The sequence below is a fragment of the Allostella sp. genome (genome assembly GCF_041913585.1).
Taxonomy (GTDB): Bacteria; Pseudomonadota; Alphaproteobacteria; order ATCC43930; family Allostellaceae; genus Allostella.
The window spans coordinates 16,845-33,303 of sequence record NZ_JAYSFE010000045.1; the positions used below are offsets into that span (position 1 = coordinate 16,845).

At 71.0% G+C, this 16,459-nt stretch carries 15 protein-coding genes; 2 read left to right on the top strand and 13 right to left on the bottom strand.

Annotated features, from left to right (window positions below; all coding sequences use genetic code 11):
• Nucleotides 1-60: 60 nt before the first annotated feature.
• The 7 genes from ACE3Q3_RS10830 to ACE3Q3_RS10860 form a co-directional block, all read right to left on the bottom strand.
• Entirely contained in the window at nt 61-912 is an 852-nt protein-coding gene (locus tag ACE3Q3_RS10830) for a glycosyltransferase family 2 protein (protein WP_374445664.1), read from the bottom strand.
• 1 nt (nt 913) lies between these two features.
• Nucleotides 914-4,372 (bottom strand): DNA polymerase III subunit alpha, encoded by a 3,459-nt coding sequence (gene dnaE, locus ACE3Q3_RS10835; RefSeq protein WP_374445667.1) that lies wholly within the window; start codon nt 4,370-4,372, stop codon nt 914-916.
• A 71-nt stretch (nt 4,373-4,443) separates the two neighbouring features.
• The gene (locus ACE3Q3_RS10840) at nt 4,444-5,589 is read right to left on the bottom strand and encodes a M20 family metallopeptidase (RefSeq protein ID WP_374445669.1); all 1,146 of its coding nucleotides are present in this window, start codon (nt 5,587-5,589) and stop codon (nt 4,444-4,446) included.
• A complete protein-coding gene (locus tag ACE3Q3_RS10845; protein WP_374445671.1) occupies nt 5,579-6,283 on the bottom strand; it encodes an ABC transporter ATP-binding protein in 705 nt (234 codons plus the stop codon). Before ACE3Q3_RS10845 ends, ACE3Q3_RS10840 begins: the two co-directional genes overlap by 11 nt.
• Entirely contained in the window at nt 6,280-7,527 is a 1,248-nt protein-coding gene (locus ACE3Q3_RS10850; RefSeq protein ID WP_374445673.1) for a lipoprotein-releasing ABC transporter permease subunit, read from the bottom strand. The genes ACE3Q3_RS10845 and ACE3Q3_RS10850 overlap by 4 nt, the downstream gene beginning before the upstream one ends.
• 7 nt (nt 7,528-7,534) lie before the next feature.
• On the bottom strand, nt 7,535-8,860 hold the full coding sequence (gene proS, locus ACE3Q3_RS10855; protein ID WP_374445675.1) for a proline--tRNA ligase: 1,326 nt from the start codon (nt 8,858-8,860) through the stop codon (nt 7,535-7,537).
• A gap of 78 nt (nt 8,861-8,938) precedes the next feature.
• Nucleotides 8,939-9,562, bottom strand: a complete 624-nt coding sequence (locus ACE3Q3_RS10860) for a glutathione S-transferase family protein (protein WP_374445678.1) — start codon at nt 9,560-9,562, stop codon at nt 8,939-8,941.
• Between the two features lie 156 nt (nt 9,563-9,718).
• Between ACE3Q3_RS10860 and ACE3Q3_RS10865 the strand changes: the two genes are divergently transcribed.
• On the top strand, nt 9,719-11,008 hold the full coding sequence (locus tag ACE3Q3_RS10865) for an NCS2 family permease (protein WP_374445681.1): 1,290 nt from the start codon (nt 9,719-9,721) through the stop codon (nt 11,006-11,008).
• A 337-nt stretch (nt 11,009-11,345) separates the two neighbouring features.
• On the top strand, nt 11,346-11,744 hold the full coding sequence (locus tag ACE3Q3_RS10870; protein ID WP_374445684.1) for a DUF2306 domain-containing protein: 399 nt from the start codon (nt 11,346-11,348) through the stop codon (nt 11,742-11,744).
• 22 nt (nt 11,745-11,766) lie between these two features.
• Here the strand turns inward: ACE3Q3_RS10870 and ACE3Q3_RS10875 are convergent, their stop codons facing one another.
• The 6 genes from ACE3Q3_RS10875 to ACE3Q3_RS10900 form a co-directional block, all read right to left on the bottom strand.
• Complete coding sequence (locus ACE3Q3_RS10875; RefSeq protein WP_374445686.1) at nt 11,767-12,003, bottom strand: DUF1467 family protein; 237 nt, start codon at nt 12,001-12,003, stop codon at nt 11,767-11,769.
• A gap of 6 nt (nt 12,004-12,009) precedes the next feature.
• On the bottom strand, nt 12,010-12,414 hold the full coding sequence (mce, locus tag ACE3Q3_RS10880; protein ID WP_374445688.1) for a methylmalonyl-CoA epimerase: 405 nt from the start codon (nt 12,412-12,414) through the stop codon (nt 12,010-12,012).
• A 19-nt stretch (nt 12,415-12,433) separates the two neighbouring features.
• Nucleotides 12,434-14,125, bottom strand: coding sequence for a ribonuclease J (locus ACE3Q3_RS10885; protein WP_374445690.1), 1,692 nt, complete (start codon nt 14,123-14,125; stop codon nt 12,434-12,436).
• Nucleotides 14,122-14,919 (bottom strand): type III pantothenate kinase, encoded by a 798-nt coding sequence (locus ACE3Q3_RS10890; RefSeq protein ID WP_374445692.1) that lies wholly within the window; start codon nt 14,917-14,919, stop codon nt 14,122-14,124. Before ACE3Q3_RS10890 ends, ACE3Q3_RS10885 begins: the two co-directional genes overlap by 4 nt.
• Nucleotides 14,920-14,925: 6 nt before the next feature.
• A complete protein-coding gene (locus ACE3Q3_RS10895; RefSeq protein WP_374445694.1) occupies nt 14,926-15,636 on the bottom strand; it encodes a biotin--[acetyl-CoA-carboxylase] ligase in 711 nt (236 codons plus the stop codon).
• 38 nt (nt 15,637-15,674) lie between these two features.
• Nucleotides 15,675-16,459 (bottom strand): NADH-quinone oxidoreductase subunit N (locus ACE3Q3_RS10900; RefSeq protein ID WP_374445697.1); only part of this gene is annotated, 785 nt, incomplete at its 5' end.

Sequence of the window (16,459 nt, forward strand, 5' to 3'; positions counted from 1 at the left end):
CGGAATCCGGCCCGCTTCTAGCCGTTCGATGTGACGGTTCGATGGCGCCGCGCGCTTTGGTCACGGCCGGCGGCCGTCGGTCTCCGCAATGAACTGCTGGAACGTGCCGCCCTCCGGCCGCCGGGCGCGCCATTCGGCGTAGGCGCGATTGAGGGCGCGCTTGGCCTCCAGGGCCAGCCGGAAGGTCTCCCGGATCGAGGGGTCCCGGATACCGAGCCCGTCGGTCGCGAGGCGCGCGAGGCAGGTGGCATAGCCGCGGTCGGCGCGGCGGTCCGAGTCCGGCGAATGGCAGATCGACCCGTCGCGCACCCGGTACTCGTGGAACGACGCGGCGGTGACGAAGAGCCCCCCCGACCGGTCGATCGCCCGCAGATTGAAGGGCAGGTCGTCGCAGAGGTCCACGTCGGCGTCCCAGCCGGTCATGGCGTCCCGCCGGACGAGCGCCATGATCGGAACCGACGTCGCCAGAAAGGCGTCGGCGTCGAGCACCCGGTCCGGGCCGTCCTCGGGAAAGAGGTGGCCGATCGGCGTTCCGGTCGCCTCCTCGACGACGCGGACATTGTCGGCCGCCGCCCCCCGCGCCTCCGCAATCGGCAGCAGCCGCTCCAGGCGCCCGGGCAGCCAGACGTCGTCGGCGTCGAGCGGGGCTGCGACGCCGCCCGACGCCGCCGCCCAGGCGGCGTTGCGCGCGGCGGGCGCCCCGCTCCGCGGCCGCGGCGTGCGGACATGGCGGATGCGGACGTCGGCGATGCCCTCGCCGGCGAGGATCGCCCGGTAGTCGCGGTCGTCGTCCGCGGCGACGACCGCCTCCCAGTCCGGCAGCGACTGCGCCAGCAGGCTGTGGACCGCGCGCCCGATCGTCGCCTCGGCGTGCCAGGCCGGCACGATCACCGATACCCGCGGCGATGCCATGTCAGATGTCCTGGACCTCGACGACGCCGACGAGGCTCTTGACCGCCGCCCGCACCTGCGGCGTCACCCGGTAGAACCCCGGCAGCGACACCTCGACCTCGCGCGCCGGATCGACGCCGAGCACGAGGCTGATCCGGCCGCGCCCGCCGCGTCCCGTCGCCTCCCGCTCGATGAGGCGCTTCAGGCTCTCCAGCGCCGTCTGGCCGCCGAGATGGACCCGCATTCCGGCCGCGGCCGAGGCGGCGACCTTGTCGAGCGCCTCGATCTGCACGGCGCCGAGCCGCACGGTGTCCCCCTCGGTGCGGGCATCCGCCACCACCAGGAGCGGCTGGCCGCCGTCCAGCAGGTCGCGGGCGACGCTCAGCACCTCCGAGAAGACGGCGATCTCGTAGAGGCCGCTCGCGTCCGACATCTGGACGAAGGCGAATCGGCTGCCGCGGGCGGAGGTGCGCTCGCGCTTGCTGACGACGATGCCGGCGAGCTTGACCCGGGTCGAGCCGCCCATCGCGAACTTGGCCGGCAGGTCCGCCGACCGCGTCACCCCGATGCGGTCGAGGCTCTTGCCGTAGGCGTCGAGCGGGTGGCTCGACAGGTAGAAGCCGATCGCCTCGAACTCGTTCTGCAGCTTGTCGAAGAGGTTCCACTCCGGCACCGCGGGCAGGCGCCATTTCGGCGCCCCGGAGCCGCCGAACAGCGTTTCCTGCCGGCTGTCGCGATCGGCGGCCACCGCCGCCGCCTCGCGCACGATCGTCTCGGCCGCGGCCATCACCTGCGCCCGGTTCGGATTGAAGGCGTCGAAGGCGCCCGCCCGGGCCAGCGCCTCGACCTGCTTGCGGGTCACGGCACGGGCGTCGATGCGGGCGGCGAAATCCTCCAGGCCGGCGAAGGGCCGGTCGCCGCGCGCGGCCACCAGCCCCTGCATCGCCGGAATGCCGACCCCCTTCAGCCCGGCCAGCGCATAGCGCACGGCCCCCGCCCGCTCCCCGGTCCCGTCCCCCGGCCGGGCCTCGACCGAGAACTCGACCTGGGAGCGGTTGACGTCGGGCGGCAGCAGCGGGATGCCGAGGCGCGCCAACTCCTGCCGGAAGGTGTTGAGCTTGTCGGTATTGCCGAGATCGAGCGACATCGAGGCGGCGAAGAACTCGACCGGATAGTTCGCCTTGAGATAGGCGGTCTGGTAGGAGACGAGCGCGTAAGCGGCGGCGTGGGACTTGTTGAAGCCGTAGCCGGCGAACTTCGCCACCTGGTCGAAGACGTGGGCCGCGGTCGCCTTGTCGACGCCGTTGGCGACGGCGCCGTCGACGAAGGCCTGCCGCTGCGCGTCCATCTCCTCCTTGATCTTCTTGCCCATGGCGCGGCGCAGCAGGTCGGCGCCGCCCAGGCTGTAGCCGGAGAGCGTGCGGGCGATCTGCATCACCTGCTCCTGATAGATCATGATCCCGAAGGTCTCCTTCAGGATCGGCTCGATCGAGGGGTGCAGGTAGTCGGGCTTCTCCTCCCCGTGCTTGCAGGCGATGTAGCGCGGGATGTTCTCCATCGGCCCGGGCCGGTAGAGCGCGACGACGGCGACGATGTCCTCGAAGCGGTCGGGCCGCAGCTTGCGCAGCACGTCGCGCATGCCCTGGCTTTCCAGCTGGAACACCCCGGTCGCGTCCGCCCGGCCCAGCATCTCGAAGGTCGGCCCGTCGTCGAGCGGCAGGTTGGCGAGGTCGACCTCGATGCCGCGGCGGCGCAGAAGTTCCTCGGCCTTGGCGAGGACGGTCAGCGTCTTAAGGCCGAGGAAGTCGAACTTCACCAGCCCCGCCGCCTCGACATATTTCATGTTGAACTGGGTGACGGGCATGTCCGACCGCGGATCGCGGTAGAGCGGCACCAGTTCGTCGAGTGGGCGGTCGCCGATGACGACGCCGGCGGCATGGGTCGAGGCGTGCCGGTAGAGCCCCTCGAGCTGGAGCGCGATGCCGATCAGGCGCGCCACCTGCTCGTCCTCGTCGCGCATCGACCGCAGCAGCGGCTCGCCGTCGATCGCCTGCCGCAGGGTCACCGGGTTGGCCGGATTGTTCGGCACCAGCTTGCAGATGCGGTCGACCTGGCCGTAGGGCATCTCCAGCACGCGGCCGACGTCGCGCAGCACGGCGCGCGCCTGCAGCTTGCCGAAGGTGATGATCTGCGCCACCCGGTCGCGCCCGTAGCGGCCCTGGACGTAGCGGATGACCTCGTCGCGGCGGTCCTGGCAGAAGTCGATGTCGAAGTCCGGCATCGACACGCGCTCGGGGTTGAGGAAGCGCTCGAACAGCAGGCCGTGGCGCAGCGGGTCGAGGTCGGTGATCGAGAGCGCCCAGGCGACGACCGAGCCGGCACCCGAGCCGCGGCCCGGCCCGACCGGGATGCCGTGGCGCTTCGCCCACTGGATGAAGTCGGCGACGATCAGGAAATAGCCGGCGAAACCCATCCGGACGATGACGTCGAGCTCGAACCCGAGCCGCTCGCGATAGGGAGCGGGGTCCGGCCGCTCGGCCATGGCCGCGAGCCGCTGATCCAGACCGGCCATCGCCTGGGCGTGCAGTTCGTCGGGCTCGCCGCGCCCGCTCGCGCTGGCGAAGGGCGGCAGGATCGGCTTGCGCTTCTCGGGCATGTAGGCGCAGCGCCGGGCCACGACGAGCGTGTTGTCGACCGCCTCGGGGATGTCGGCGAAGAGCTCGCGCATCTCGCGCGCCGACTTGAAGCCGTGCTCGGGCGTCAGCCGGCGGCGCTCCTCGGTCGAGACCGTGACCCCCTCGGCGATGCAGATGAGCGCGTCGTGGGCCTCGTACATCGAGCGGTCGGCGAAATAGGCGTCGTTGGTGGCGACGAGCGGCAGGCCGGTGGCGTCGGCGAGCGCGAGCAGTTCGGGCTCGATCGCCTCCTCGACCGCCAGGCCATGCCGCTGGAGCTCGACGTAGAGGCGTTCGGGGAAGAGCCCCCGCAACCCGTCGAGACACTGGCGGGCGGCGTCGTGCTGGCCCTCGGCCAGGAGCCGCCCGACCGGGCTGTCGGGGGCGCCGACCAGGGCGATGAGCCCGTCCGTCGCGCCGGCCAGGTCGGCGAGGCCGAGCTGTGCCGCGCGCGTGCCGTCGCTCTCCATGAAGGCACGGCTGACCAGCCGCAGCAGGTTGGCATAGCCGGTCTCGTCCTGGACCAGCAGCACCATGCGGTCGGGCGGCTGCGGCAAGCCGTTGCCGGCCGACCGGCCGCCGGTACGGGTGATGCCGAAGAGGCAGCCGACGATCGGCTGCACGCCCGACGGCGCCGCCTCGGAGGCAAACTCGAGGGCCCCGAACAGGTTGCCGGTGTCGGTGACCGCGACCGCCGGCATCGCGCCCTGGACGCAGAGCTTCACCAGGTCCTTCGTCTTCAGCGCCCCCTCGGACAGCGAGTAGGCGGAATGGACGCGGAGATGGACGAAATCGGCGTGCGGCATGGGGCGGCTTCTCCGGGCAACGGACCACCGGGCGACTCACCCGGCGGCAAGGGTCGCACGGTCGGCAGCGGTCAGGCGAGTTCCTCGAACAGGCGCAGCACGAGGCGGGTGCGGGGTTCGAGCGACGAGTAGAGCAGGTGCTCGTGCTCGGCATGGGCGCCGGCGCCGAGCACGCCGAGGCCGTCCAGCGTCGGCACGCCCAGGGCTGCGGCGAAGTTGCCGTCGCTGACGCCGCCGGTCGAGGTCTCCGGCAACTCCATCGCCATCTCGCCGGCCAGCCGACGGGCGGTCTCGTAGAGCCGGGCGACGCCCTCGTGCCGCACGAAGGGCGGACGGTTGATCCCGCCCTCGACGGTCACCGTCACGTCGGGACCGATGGCACGGAGGGCGAGGATGCGCTCCACCATCTCGGCCGCGGTCGCGTCGTCGGGCGCCCGGAGGTCGATCTCGGCCGTGGCCAGAGGCGGCACGACGTTGCCCTTGCCGGGGCCGCCCGCGGTGACCACCCCGACATTGGTGGTGATGCCGCGGGCATAGTCCGTCATCGCCTCGATGCGGAGGATCTGGCGCGCGAGCTCGATGACGGCGCTGCGGCCGTGCTCGTGGCCGCTGCCGGCATGGGCCGAGACGCCGGTCACGGTCATGACGAAGCGGCCCCAGGCCTTGCGGCTGGTGACGACGCCGTTGCCGGTGCGTCCCGGCTCCAGCACCAGGACGTAGCGCGCGGCCTTCGCCGCCCGCTCGATATGGCCGCGCGAGGTCGGGCTGCCGACCTCCTCCTCCGGCACGAAGAGGAAGGTGATGGGCAGCCTCGTCTCCCGCCCCTGCCGTACCAGATGGCGGTAGGCATAGAAGGCGAGATGGCCGCCGCCCTTCATGTCGTAGATGCCGGGGCCGTAGACGCGGTCGCCCTCGACCGTGAACGGGCGGCGCGCCAGCGTGCCCTGGTCCCAGACGGTGTCGAGATGGGCCAGCACCAGGATGCCCGGCCCGTCGCCGCCCCAGGGCGAGCGCGCCTCCAGCGTGTCGCCGAAGCCGTCGCGGCCCGGGTGGCGGGTGATCCGCATCCCGAGCTGGCCGAGCTGCGTCTCGACCCGGGAGACGAGCCGGTTGACGGCAGCCCCGTCGCCGCTCGGCGTCTCGACCTCGACCCATTCGCGGATGCCGGCCAGGATCTCGTCCGGGTCGATCCGCGGCTCGTTCGCTTCAGCCGCCATAGGGCACCAGCACGCCGTCGCGGAGCTCGACCACCCGGTCCATGCGGTGGGCGAGCTCGAGGTTGTGGGTGGCGACCAGCGCGGCCAGGCCGGTGTCGCGGACGAGGCCGATCAGTTCCGCCATCACCCGGTCGCCGGTCGCATGGTCGAGATTGCCGGTCGGCTCGTCCGCCAGCAGGACGTGCGGATCGTTGGCGAGCGCGCGGACGATCGCCACCCGCTGCTGCTCGCCGCCCGACAGCCGCGCCGGACGATGGCTCTCGCGCGGCAGCAGGCCGACGCGGTCGAGCAGCCGGCGCGCACGTTCCCGCGCCGCAGCGCGGGACACGCCCGCCACCATCTGCGGAATCATCACGTTCTCGACCGCCGAGAACTCCGGCAGCAGGTGGTGGAACTGGTAGACGAAGCCGATCGCCTCGCGGCGCAGCCGGGTCCGCTCGCCGTCGTCCATGTTCTCGGCCGCCCGGCCGTCGACGACGACGCTGCCGCCGTCCGGCTTCTCCAGGAGGCCGGCGACATGCAGGAGGGTGGACTTGCCGGCCCCCGACGGCCCGACCAGGGCGACGATCTCGCCGGAATGCAGGGCGAGCGAGGCGCCACGCAGCACCGGCAGGGCGCCGGATGCCTGCGTGTAGGTGCGCACGACCGCCCGCAGGTCGAGCGCGACGGCGCCGTTGACGCGGGGCGCGCTCATTCGTAGCGCAACGCCTCGACCGGATCGAGCCGGCCCGCCCGCCAGGCCGGATAGACGGTCGCGACGAAGGAGAGCGCGAGGCCCATGCCGAGGACCTGCGACACCTCGCGCCAGTCGATGATCGCCGGCAGGCGCGACAGGAAATAGACCTCGGGCGAGAAGAGCGGCGTGCCGGTCAGCGTCTGGAGCGCCTGTCGGATCGATTCGATGTTCTCGCAGAAGAGGACGCCGAGGCCGAACCCGGCGAGGGTGCCGACGACGCCGATGCTGGCGCCGGTCAGGAAGAAGATGCGCAGCACCATGCCGCGGGTCGCCCCCATGGTGCGCAGGATGGCGATGTCCCGACCCTTGTCCTTCACCAGCATGATCATCGACGAGATGATGTTGAACGCGGCGACGACGATGATGAGCGTCAGGATCAGGAACATGACGTTGCGCTCGACCTGGAGCGCGTTGAAGAAGCTCGAGTTCGCCTGCTGCCAGTCGTAGACGCGCACGCCCGGGCCGGCGGCGGCCAGGATCTCCTGGCGCAGGCGGCGGACCTGGTCGGCATCGGTCGCGAACACCTCGACCCCGGTCGCCGCGTCCGGCATCTGGAAGAAGAGCTGCGCCGCCTCCAGCGGCATGAAGATGTGCGAGCTGTCGTACTCGAACATGCCGACGTTGAACGCCGCCACGATCCGGTACGAGCGGATGCGCGGCAGCGTGCCGATCGGCGAGGCCATGCCCTGGGGCGCGACCAGGGTGATGCGGTCGCCCGGCAGCAGCCCCAGCTTCTGCGCCAGCCGGTAGCCGACGACGACCGTGTCGTCGCCGCCGAACTGTCCGAGGAAGCCGCCCTCGATCTTGTCGGCGATCAGCTTGCGCGCCTTCAGGTCCTCGGGCCGGACGCCGCGGACGATGGCGCCCGACGCGCGGCCCTGGTTCGACGCCATCACCTGGCCCTCGACCTGGGGCGTGGCGGTGACGACGCCGGGAATGCCTCGGACGGCGGCGGCCACCCGGTCGAAGTCGCGCAGGTTGCCGTGGCTCGCCAGCACGGTCATGTGGCCGTTGAGCCCGAGGATGCGACCCAGCAGCTCCTGGCGAAAGCCGTTCATCACCGACATGACGATGATGAGGGTGGCGACGCCGAGCGCAATCCCGAGGAACGAGAATCCGGCGATGACCGAGATGAAGCCCTCCTGCCGGCGCGACCGCAGGTAGCGGAAGGCCAGCATCCGCTCGAAGGCGGAGAAGATCATCGGCCGGTCAGGCGGCGGTGAAGCGTGCGAGGGCGGCGTCGATCGGCAGGTCCTCCTTGGCGCCGGACCGCCGTTCCTTGAGCTCGACCAGTCCCTGCGCCAGTCCCCGCGGCCCGACGACGAGCTGCCAGGGCAGCCCGATCAGGTCCATGGTGGCGAACTTGGCGCCCGGGCTCTCGTCCCGGTCGTCGTAGAGCACCTCGACGCCGGCGTCGCGGAGCGCGGAATAGATCCGCTGCGCGGCCTCCGTGCAGGCGGCGTCGCCGACCCGGAGGTTGACCAGCCCGACCCGGAACGGCGCCACCGCCTCCGGCCAGACGATGCCCCGCTCGTCGTGGCTCGCCTCGATGATGGCGCCGACCAGCCGCGAGACGCCGATGCCGTAGGACCCCATCTCGACCGGCACCGTCTCGCCGTCCGGCTTGGCCAGGACCGCGCCCAACGGCTTGGAATACTTGGTGCCGAAATAGAAGATGTGGCCGACCTCGATGCCGCGGGCGGAGACCCGCCGATCCTCGGGAATGGCGGCGTAGGCCGCCTCGTCGTGCTTCTCGTCGGTCGCGGCATAGACCGAGGTCCAGCGATCGACGATCGCCTGCACCCCCGCCCGGTCGTCGAAATCGACCGCCTCGGCCAGCGGATCGAACTCGATGGCGTCGCGGTGGCAATAGACCTGGCTCTCGCCGGTGTCGGCCAGGATGATGAACTCGTGGCTGAGGTCGCCGCCGATCGGTCCGGTGTCGGCCTGCATCGGGATCGCCTTCAGGCCCATGCGGGCGAAGGTGCGCAGGTAGGCGACGAACATCTTGTTGTAGGAGTGACGCGCATCCTCCTTCGTCAGGTCGAAGGAATAGGCGTCCTTCATCAGGAACTCGCGGCCGCGCATGACCCCGAAGCGCGGCCGGACCTCGTCCCGGAACTTCCACTGGATGTGGTAGAGGTTGCGCGGCACGTCGCGCCAGCTCTTGGCCGCGGCGCGGAAGATGTCGGTGATGAGCTCCTCGTTGGTCGGCCCGTAGAGCATCTCGCGGTCGTGCCGGTCGACGATCCGCAGCATCTCCTTGCCGTAGTCGTCGTAGCGGCCGCTCTCGCGCCACAGGTCGGCCGACTGGATGGTCGGCATCAGCAGTTCCTGGGCGCCGGACGCGTCCTGCTCCTCGCGGACGATCTGCTCGATCCGCTTCAGCACCCGGAAGCCGAGCGGCAGCCAGCTGTAGATGCCGGCGCTCGCCTGGCGGACCATGCCGGCGCGCAGCATCAGGCGGTGGGAGACGATCTGCGCCTCGCTCGGGTTCTCCCGGAGCGTCGGCAGGAAATAGGTGCTGAGGCGCATGGCGTCCTGGTCGGTGGTTCCGGCGGATCGGGCGGCGGTTCCGTTTAGCTGATGGCCCGATCCGAGTCCACCGAGCCCCTAGGCGGCGGCGAATTCTTCGGCGAGCGCCTGCCGTACCGCCGGGCGCGCGGCGCATCGCGCACGGTGCGCGATGACGCGGGGGAAGCGGCGGGTGTCGACCCCGTCGGCCTCCATCCATTGTGCGAGGGTGAAGAGATAGGGGTCGCAGATGGTGTAGCGATCGCCCATCAACCAGGGATCGCCCAGTTCGCCCTCGACCATCGTGAAGGACTGGCTCACCGAATCCGGCACCTTGCGCTGCATCGCCGCGATCGCCTCGGGCTCGTCGGCCCAGCGATAGCCGCGCATGCGGTGCGAGTGGGCGACGTGCAGGGTGGCGCAGAGATAGCTGTTGAACGCCTGGACGCGGGCGAAGGCGAACGGATCGCCGAAGGGTGCCAGGCCCGCGGCCGGGAAACGCTGCGCGACGTAGGCGAGGAGCGCCGGCGTTTCGGTCAGCACGCCCTCCTCCGTCACCAGGGCGGGCACCCTGCCCTTCGGATTGATCGCCAGGTAGTCCGGCTTGCGCTGGTCCTCGTCGGCGAAGCTGAGGCGGACCAGTTCGTAGTCGGCGCCGACCTCGATCAGGGCGATGTGCGTCGCCAGCGCGCAGGTCGACGGTGCGTAGAACAGCTTCAGCATCTCGCGACCTCGGGGAGTGGGTCCGGACGCGATCCATAGCAGACCGGCGCGCATCGTGGGGCGACGAACGGTTGCCGGTGGCCGCGCGAGCCCGCAGAGTCGCACGGTAGGACCGCCGGGGGGCGGTTCGGTCGAAGATGCCGGGGGGCGACGGCGATGCTGGAGCGGGTGTTCGGACTGTCGGTGCACGGCACCGACCTCAGGACGGAGGTGACGGCGGGCGTCACGACGTTCCTGGCGATGGCCTACATCCTCTTCGTCAACCCGGTCATCCTCAAGGATGCGGGCATGGACCAGGGCGCGGTGTTCGTGGCGACCGCGATCGCCGCCGCCGCGGGATCGGTCGCCATGGGCCTCTACGCCAACTACCCGATCGCGCTCGCCCCCGGCATGGGCATCAACGCCTACTTCGCCTACGGCGTCGTCCAGGGCATGGGGCATTCCTGGGAGGTGGCGCTGGGCGCCGTCTTCCTGTCCGGCCTCGCCTTCCTCTTCCTCAGCCTCGTGCGGGTGCGGGAATGGATCGTCGACAGCATCCCGCGGTCGCTGAAGATGGCGATCGCCGGCGGCATCGGGCTGCTGCTCGCGATCATCGCGCTGCAGAATGCCGGCATCGTCGTCGCCCACCCCGCCACCATGGTGACGGTCGGCAAGCTGACGGCGCCGCCCGCCATCATCGCCGCCCTCACCTTCGTCGCGATCGTCGCGCTCGACTACCGCCGCGTGCCGGGGGCGCTGGTCGTCGGCATCGTCGGCGCGACGGCGGTGGCCATGGCGCTGGGGCTCGCTCCCTTCCGCGGCGTCTTCGACCTGCCGCCGAGCATCGCCCCGACGCTGCTCCGGATGGACCTCGCGGGCGCGCTCGACCTCGGCCTGACGACGGTCGTCTTCGCCTTCCTCTTCGTCGCGCTCTTCGACACCGCGGGCACGCTGATCGGCGTCGCGTGGCGCGGCGGGATGCTGGACGCGGCGGGGCGCCTGCCCCGGCTGCGCCAGGCACTGGTCGCCGACAGCGCCGCGATCATGGCGGGGGCCGCGCTGGGCACGTCGACGACGACCGCCTACATCGAATCGGCGGCCGGCATGAAGGCCGGGGGCCGCACCGGGCTGACGGCCTGCGTCACCGGCCTGCTCTTCGTCGCCAGCCTCGTGCTGGCCCCGATCGTGCTGTCGGTCCCGGCCTTCGCGACCGCCCCGGCCCTGCTCTTCGTCGCCTGCATGATGGCGGGCAGCCTGGGCGAGATCGACTGGGGGGATGCGACCGAGTATGCCCCGGCGCTGGTGACGGCGGTGGCGATGCCCTTCACCTTCTCGATCGCGCACGGCATCGGCTTCGGCTTCCTGACCTATGCCGGGATCAAGCTCCTGGCCGGACGGGGCCGCGAGGTCTCGGCGATGGTCTGGCTGTTGGCCGGGCTCTTCGTGGTGAAGTTCGCCGTGACATAGCGACGCGTTTCACCCCGCGAAGGTGATCGCGTCATGCAAAAAGGTGATGACAGCCCCGCGCCGAGCGCGTAGTCTCGCCGATGTGAAGAAGGGGCCGCGCCGATGGTGTCTCGCCGCAGCCCCAAGTTTAGGGAGGAATCGCCATCAGGCGACAATCGAGCGGCGCGAGCCGCTCGATTACGTTTAAGATGGTGCGAACGCCGCCCGACCGCAAGGGCGATCTTCGCGTTTCCCCGCAGACTTCCATTAAAATCAATAGGTTGCACAGGCGTACGGCAACTGCCCCGCTGAGGGCAGGTTTTCGCCCAAACCTTCGGCGTCCCCAAGGGGGTTCCCCATGAGCCTCGCTCCGCTCCTGGCCGAGCCGCTGGCGACTCAGCTTCACGCCGCGGCCGCGCTGCTCGCCTTCGTGCTCGGAATCGTCCAGTTCGCCGCACCGAAAGGCACCGTGCCGCACCGCACGCTGGGCTGGATCTGGGTCCTGCTGATGGCGGTCGTGGCGGTCACGGCCTTCTTCATCCACGGGCTGCGCATGTTCGGCCCTTGGAGCCCGATCCACCTGCTGGCCGTCCTGGTCCTGGTGATGCTGCCGCTGGCGGTCGTCCGCGCCCGGCAGCACCGCGTCCATGCGCACTCCCGGACGATGACGGGGCTCTTCCTCGGCGCGCTCGTGATCGCCGGCCTCTTCACCCTCGTCCCCGGCCGCGTCATGCACGCGGTTCTCTTCGGCGGCTGACCGGCCGCCGGCGCGCGGCGCCTCAGGGGCCGCGGAACGAGATCAGGTCGGTGGTCGCCAGCCACTCGACGAAGAGCCAGAGCACGCCGGCCAGCACCGTCGTCGCTGCCGCTTTCACAAGCAGCCGCGGGCGCTCGGGCGCGCTCTCGGCGTGGCCCGGGGCGACCTTGTCCGGCACGCGCACGCCCCACGGCAGGACCGCGAAGAGCACGGTCCACCACAGGACGATGTAGACGGCGATCCCGGTGACGAGGGACATCTTCGCTCAGACCTGTTCGAGCTCGACCAGCGTGCCGGCGAAATCCTTGGGATGGAGGAAGAGGACCGGCTTGTCGTGGGCGCCGATCTTCGGCTCGCCATCGCCCAGCACCCGGGCTCCCGTCGCCTTCAGCCGGTCGCGCGCGGCCAGGATGTCGTCGACCTCGTAGCAGACATGGTGCATCCCGCCCGAGGGGTTGCGGGCGAGGAAGGCTGCGATCGGCGACCCCTCGCCCAGCGGATGGAGCAGCTCGATCTTGGTGTTGGGCAGGACCACGAACACCACCGAGACGCCGTGGGCGGGCAGGTCGACGGGGGCCGACACCTCGGCACCGAGGACGTCGCGATACATGGCGGCCGCCGCCGCGAGGTCCGGCACCGCGATCGCGACATGGTTGAGGCGGCCGATCATCGCGTCCTTCCCCGAAGATTCAGATCCGGACGAGATGTACGGTCGTCGCCGGGCGTTTTCCACGCCCTTCGCGCACATAGCGGCGAAGCGCAGTGGCGACGGCCGCCTCGACGGCCTGGTCCTCGCGCCGGTCCTGCCGGCTGAGGCGGTCGAGCGCCGCCGTCGCCGCGCGCCCCATGGCGGCGAGGTCGCCCGAATCGGCATCCGGGTCGTAGAGGCCGGGGGCCGCGACCTTGGCCGGCGCCTGGGCGCGGCCGTCCTTGTCGAGCACCAGGGTGGCGACGACGGCACCCTGGCTGGCGATCCGGTTGCGCGTCTTGAGCGACGGTCCCTCGATCGGCAGCAGCGCCTCGCCCTCCAGCGCCAGACGTCCCGACGGCACCTGGGCGACGATCGCCGCCTTGCCGGGCGCGAGGCGGATCAGCGAGCCGTTGGCGGTCACCAGCGCCTGTGGCACCTGGCAGGTGCGCGCGAGTTCGGCATGGGCGACCATGTGGCGATGCTCGCCATGCACGGGGATCGCCACTTGCGGGCGCACCCACTGGTACATGCGCACGAGCTCGTCCCGGCAGGGATGGCCGGAGACATGGACGAAATGGTCGCGCTCGGTCAGCACCTCGACGCCCAGGCGCAGCAGGTCATCCTGCAGCCGGCCGATCGCCTTCTCGTTTCCCGGGATGATGCGGGAGGAGAAGATGCAGGCGTCGCCACGCTCCAGGGTGACCTTGGGGTGGTCGCCGCGGGCGATCCGCGGCAGCGCCGCCCGGGGCTCGCCCTGGCTGCCGGTGCAGATCATCAGCACCCGTTCGCGCGGCAGCCACGCCGCCTCGCGGTCGTCGACGAAGGGAATGTCGGGATCGAGGTAGCCGGTCTCGCGCGCCGCGGCGACGATCCGCCACAGCGACCGTCCGACGAGCGCGATCTCGCGGTCCGTCGCCCGGGCGACGTCGATCAGCGACTGCAGCCGCGCGACGTTGGAGGCGAAGCAGGCGACGGCGACACGGGCCTTGCAGCGCTCGACCAGCGACAGCAGCGCGCTGCGCACCTCGCCCTCGGAGCCCGACTCGCCCTCGCGCATGGCGTTGGTCGAATCTCCGACCATTGCCAGCACGCCCTCGTCACCGAGCGCCTTCAGCGCCGCCTCGTCGGCGAGCGGCCCGACCAGCGGGTCGGGATCGAGCTTCCAGTCGCCGGTGTGGAGCACGGTCCCCTGCCCCGTCCGGATGACGACGGCGTTCGGTTCCGGGATGGAATGCGTCAGCGTGACGAGTTCGAGGTCGAACGGCCCGACCCGGAACCGCCCGTTCATCGGGATGATCGTGATCGGCAGGTCGGAGAGGCCGGTGTCGGCGAGCTTGCGGCGCAGCAGGGCCGCCGTGAACGGCGTCGCGTAGACGGGGCATTGCAGGCGCGGCCAGAGATACTGGACGGCGCCGATATGGTCCTCGTGACCGTGGGTCAGGACGAGGCCGGCGAGCGCGTCGCGGCGGTCGGCGATGAAGGCGATGTCCGGCATGATGACGTCGATGCCGGGCGTGCTGTCGTCGCCGAAGGTGACGCCGAGGTCGACCATCAACCACTGCCCGCGATAGGCATAGAGGTTGAGGTTCATGCCGATCTCGCCCGAGCCGCCGAGGGCGAGGAAGTGGAGATCCTGCGGCGCGCCGGGCGGAAAGGCCGCGGGCCGTGGCGTGGACGGAGGCAGGTTCATCCGTCCTGCCCCGCCGCGTTCGCCGCCGGCCGGTTCAGGGCATGCACCTGGATCAGCCCGTAAAGGGTGAGGTCGCCGTCGACGTGGTCGAACACGTCGGTCGCCTCCGCGAAGAGCGGCACGAGGCCGCCGGTACCGATCACCTTGATGGGTTCCCCCCATTCCTGCCGGATGCGGGCGACGATGCCCTCGATGAGCCCGACATAGCCCCAGTAGACCCCGGACTGCATGCAGGGCACGGTCGCCCGCCCGATCACCGTCTCCGGCCGCCGGATGTCGACCCGCGGCAGCCGGGCGGCTGCCATGTGCAACGCCTGGAGCGAGAGATTGATCCCGGGGGCGATGACGCCGCCGTTGTAGTTCCCGTCCCGGTCGACGATGTCGAAGGTCGTGGCGGTGCCGAGGTCGATGACGATGGCCGGGCCGCCGTAGCGCCGGTGCGTCGCCAGCGCGTTGACCATGCGGTCGGCACCGACCTCGCGCGGCCGCTCCACCCTGGCCTCGACGCCGAGCTGGACCGCCGGGTCGCCGACCACCAGCGGCTCGCAGCGGAAGTAGCGGCGGCACATGCCGACGACGTTGAAGAGGGTTTCCGGGACCACGGTCGCGATGACGATCGCCGTCACCCGCTGCGGCTCGATCCAGTCCAGCCCCATGAGCTGGGTCAGCCAGGCCGCGTACTCGTCGGCGGTGCGCTTGGTATCGGTGACGCAGCGCCAGGTCGCGCGCACCGCCTCGCCTTCGGCGAGGGCGAAGACGCTGTTGGTGTTGCCGATGTCGATCGCGAGCAGCATCGCCGGTCACCCCGTCCGCAGCATGACGTCGCCGACCGTCACCCGCCGGCGGCCGGTGGGCTGGTCGAGCAGCAGCGCCCCGCCATCATCGATGCCGGCGAACTGCCCTTCCAGCGTCTCGTCGCGGAGCCGGACCTCGATCGGCCGGCCCGCAGCGACGGCGGCGGCGGCCCAGGCGGCGCGGACCGGCGCGAAGCCGTCCGCCAGCCACACCCGATACCAGCACGCGAACCGCTCGACGAGGCACTGCCGGACCGTTTCGACAGTCACCGGCACATCCCGCGCCAGTGCCGTCACCTCGTATGGCATGCCGTCGGGCCGGCTGCCGACGTTGATCCCGATGCCGACGGCGACCCAGTGCCGGCCGGCAGGCGCGGCCTCCGTCTCGACCAGGATGCCGGAGACCTTCGCACCGTCGACGAGGACGTCGTTCGGCCACTTGATCTCGATGCGCCGGCCGGCCGGCAGCAGCGCGCGGCAGGTCTCCACCGTCGCCACCGCGGCCACGAACCCGAGCTCGGCCAGCCGCGCCAGCGGCTGGCAGGGGTCGAGCAGGAAGGTGCCGTAGAAATTCCCGGGCGGCGAAGTCCAGGCCCGCCCGCGGCGGCCGCGCCCGGCATCCTGGCTCACCGCGGTCACCAGGGTGAGGTCGCCCGCACCCTCGCGGGCCAGCCGGAACGCCTCGTCGTTGGTGCTGCCGACCGTGTCCAGCGCCACGAGGCGGACCGCGGGGGGCGGTCCGCCCGCAGGCGACCTCATCCCTTTGCCAGGGCTGCGGCGGCCGTGGCCGCAGCGGACAGCAGCGGTCCGGGATAGAGGAAGAAGAAGAGCGTCACCACCGCGGAGACCCCGATGATCGCCTGGACCTCGCCCGAGACCGTGCGGTCGAAGCCCTCGGCCGGCTCGTCGAAATACATGATCTTGACGATCCGCAGGTAGTAGTAGGCGCCGACCACGCTGGCGAGCACGCCGACGATGGCGAGCGCGTACAGCACCGGGTAGTCCCGCGCCGCTTCGATCGCCGCCATGAAGACGTAGAGCTTGCTGAAGAAGCCGGCCAGCGGCGGAATTCCGGCCATCGAGAACATGAAGATGGCGAGCGCCAGCGCCAGCATCGGGCGCTGGCGCGACAGGCCGGCGAGGTCGGCGATGCCTTCGACCGCCCGCTCCTTCTGGCGCATGCAGAGGATGATGGCGAAGGTGCCGGCGGTCATGAAGATGTAGATCGCCATGTAGATGAGGACGCCGCGCACCCCGGAGGCGGTGCCGGCCGCGAGGCCGACCAGGGCATAGCCGACATGGCCGATCGAGCTGTAGGCCATCAGCCGCTTGATGTTGCTCTGGTTGATGGCGGCAAAGGCGCCCAGCACCATCGAGGCCATCGAGATGAAGACGATGATCTGGCGCCACTGGTCGACGAGACCGCCGAGCGGCTCCAGCATGACCCGGACGAAGAGCGCGATCGCGGCCACCTTGGGGGCGACCGCGAAGAAGGCGGTGACCGGCGTCGGCGCGCCCTCGTAGACGTCGGGCGTCCACA

What these genes read in the sequence shown, in the direction of transcription:
- ACE3Q3_RS10830 (WP_374445664.1), bottom strand. Translation starts at nt 912, where the DNA reads ATGGCATCGCCGCGGGTATCGGTGATCGTGCCGGCCTGGCACGCCGAG.
- dnaE (WP_374445667.1), bottom strand. Translation starts at nt 4,372, where the DNA reads ATGCCGCACGCCGATTTCGTCCATCTCCGCGTCCATTCCGCCTACTCG.
- ACE3Q3_RS10840 (WP_374445669.1), bottom strand. Translation starts at nt 5,589, where the DNA reads ATGGCGGCTGAAGCGAACGAGCCGCGGATCGACCCGGACGAGATCCTG.
- ACE3Q3_RS10845 (WP_374445671.1), bottom strand. Translation starts at nt 6,283, where the DNA reads ATGAGCGCGCCCCGCGTCAACGGCGCCGTCGCGCTCGACCTGCGGGCG.
- ACE3Q3_RS10850 (WP_374445673.1), bottom strand. Translation starts at nt 7,527, where the DNA reads ATGATCTTCTCCGCCTTCGAGCGGATGCTGGCCTTCCGCTACCTGCGG.
- proS (WP_374445675.1), bottom strand. Translation starts at nt 8,860, where the DNA reads ATGCGCCTCAGCACCTATTTCCTGCCGACGCTCCGGGAGAACCCGAGC.
- ACE3Q3_RS10860 (WP_374445678.1), bottom strand. Translation starts at nt 9,562, where the DNA reads ATGCTGAAGCTGTTCTACGCACCGTCGACCTGCGCGCTGGCGACGCAC.
- ACE3Q3_RS10865 (WP_374445681.1), top strand. Translation starts at nt 9,719, where the DNA reads ATGCTGGAGCGGGTGTTCGGACTGTCGGTGCACGGCACCGACCTCAGG.
- ACE3Q3_RS10870 (WP_374445684.1), top strand. Translation starts at nt 11,346, where the DNA reads ATGAGCCTCGCTCCGCTCCTGGCCGAGCCGCTGGCGACTCAGCTTCAC.
- ACE3Q3_RS10875 (WP_374445686.1), bottom strand. Translation starts at nt 12,003, where the DNA reads ATGTCCCTCGTCACCGGGATCGCCGTCTACATCGTCCTGTGGTGGACC.
- mce (WP_374445688.1), bottom strand. Translation starts at nt 12,414, where the DNA reads ATGATCGGCCGCCTCAACCATGTCGCGATCGCGGTGCCGGACCTCGCG.
- ACE3Q3_RS10885 (WP_374445690.1), bottom strand. Translation starts at nt 14,125, where the DNA reads ATGAACCTGCCTCCGTCCACGCCACGGCCCGCGGCCTTTCCGCCCGGC.
- ACE3Q3_RS10890 (WP_374445692.1), bottom strand. Translation starts at nt 14,919, where the DNA reads ATGCTGCTCGCGATCGACATCGGCAACACCAACAGCGTCTTCGCCCTC.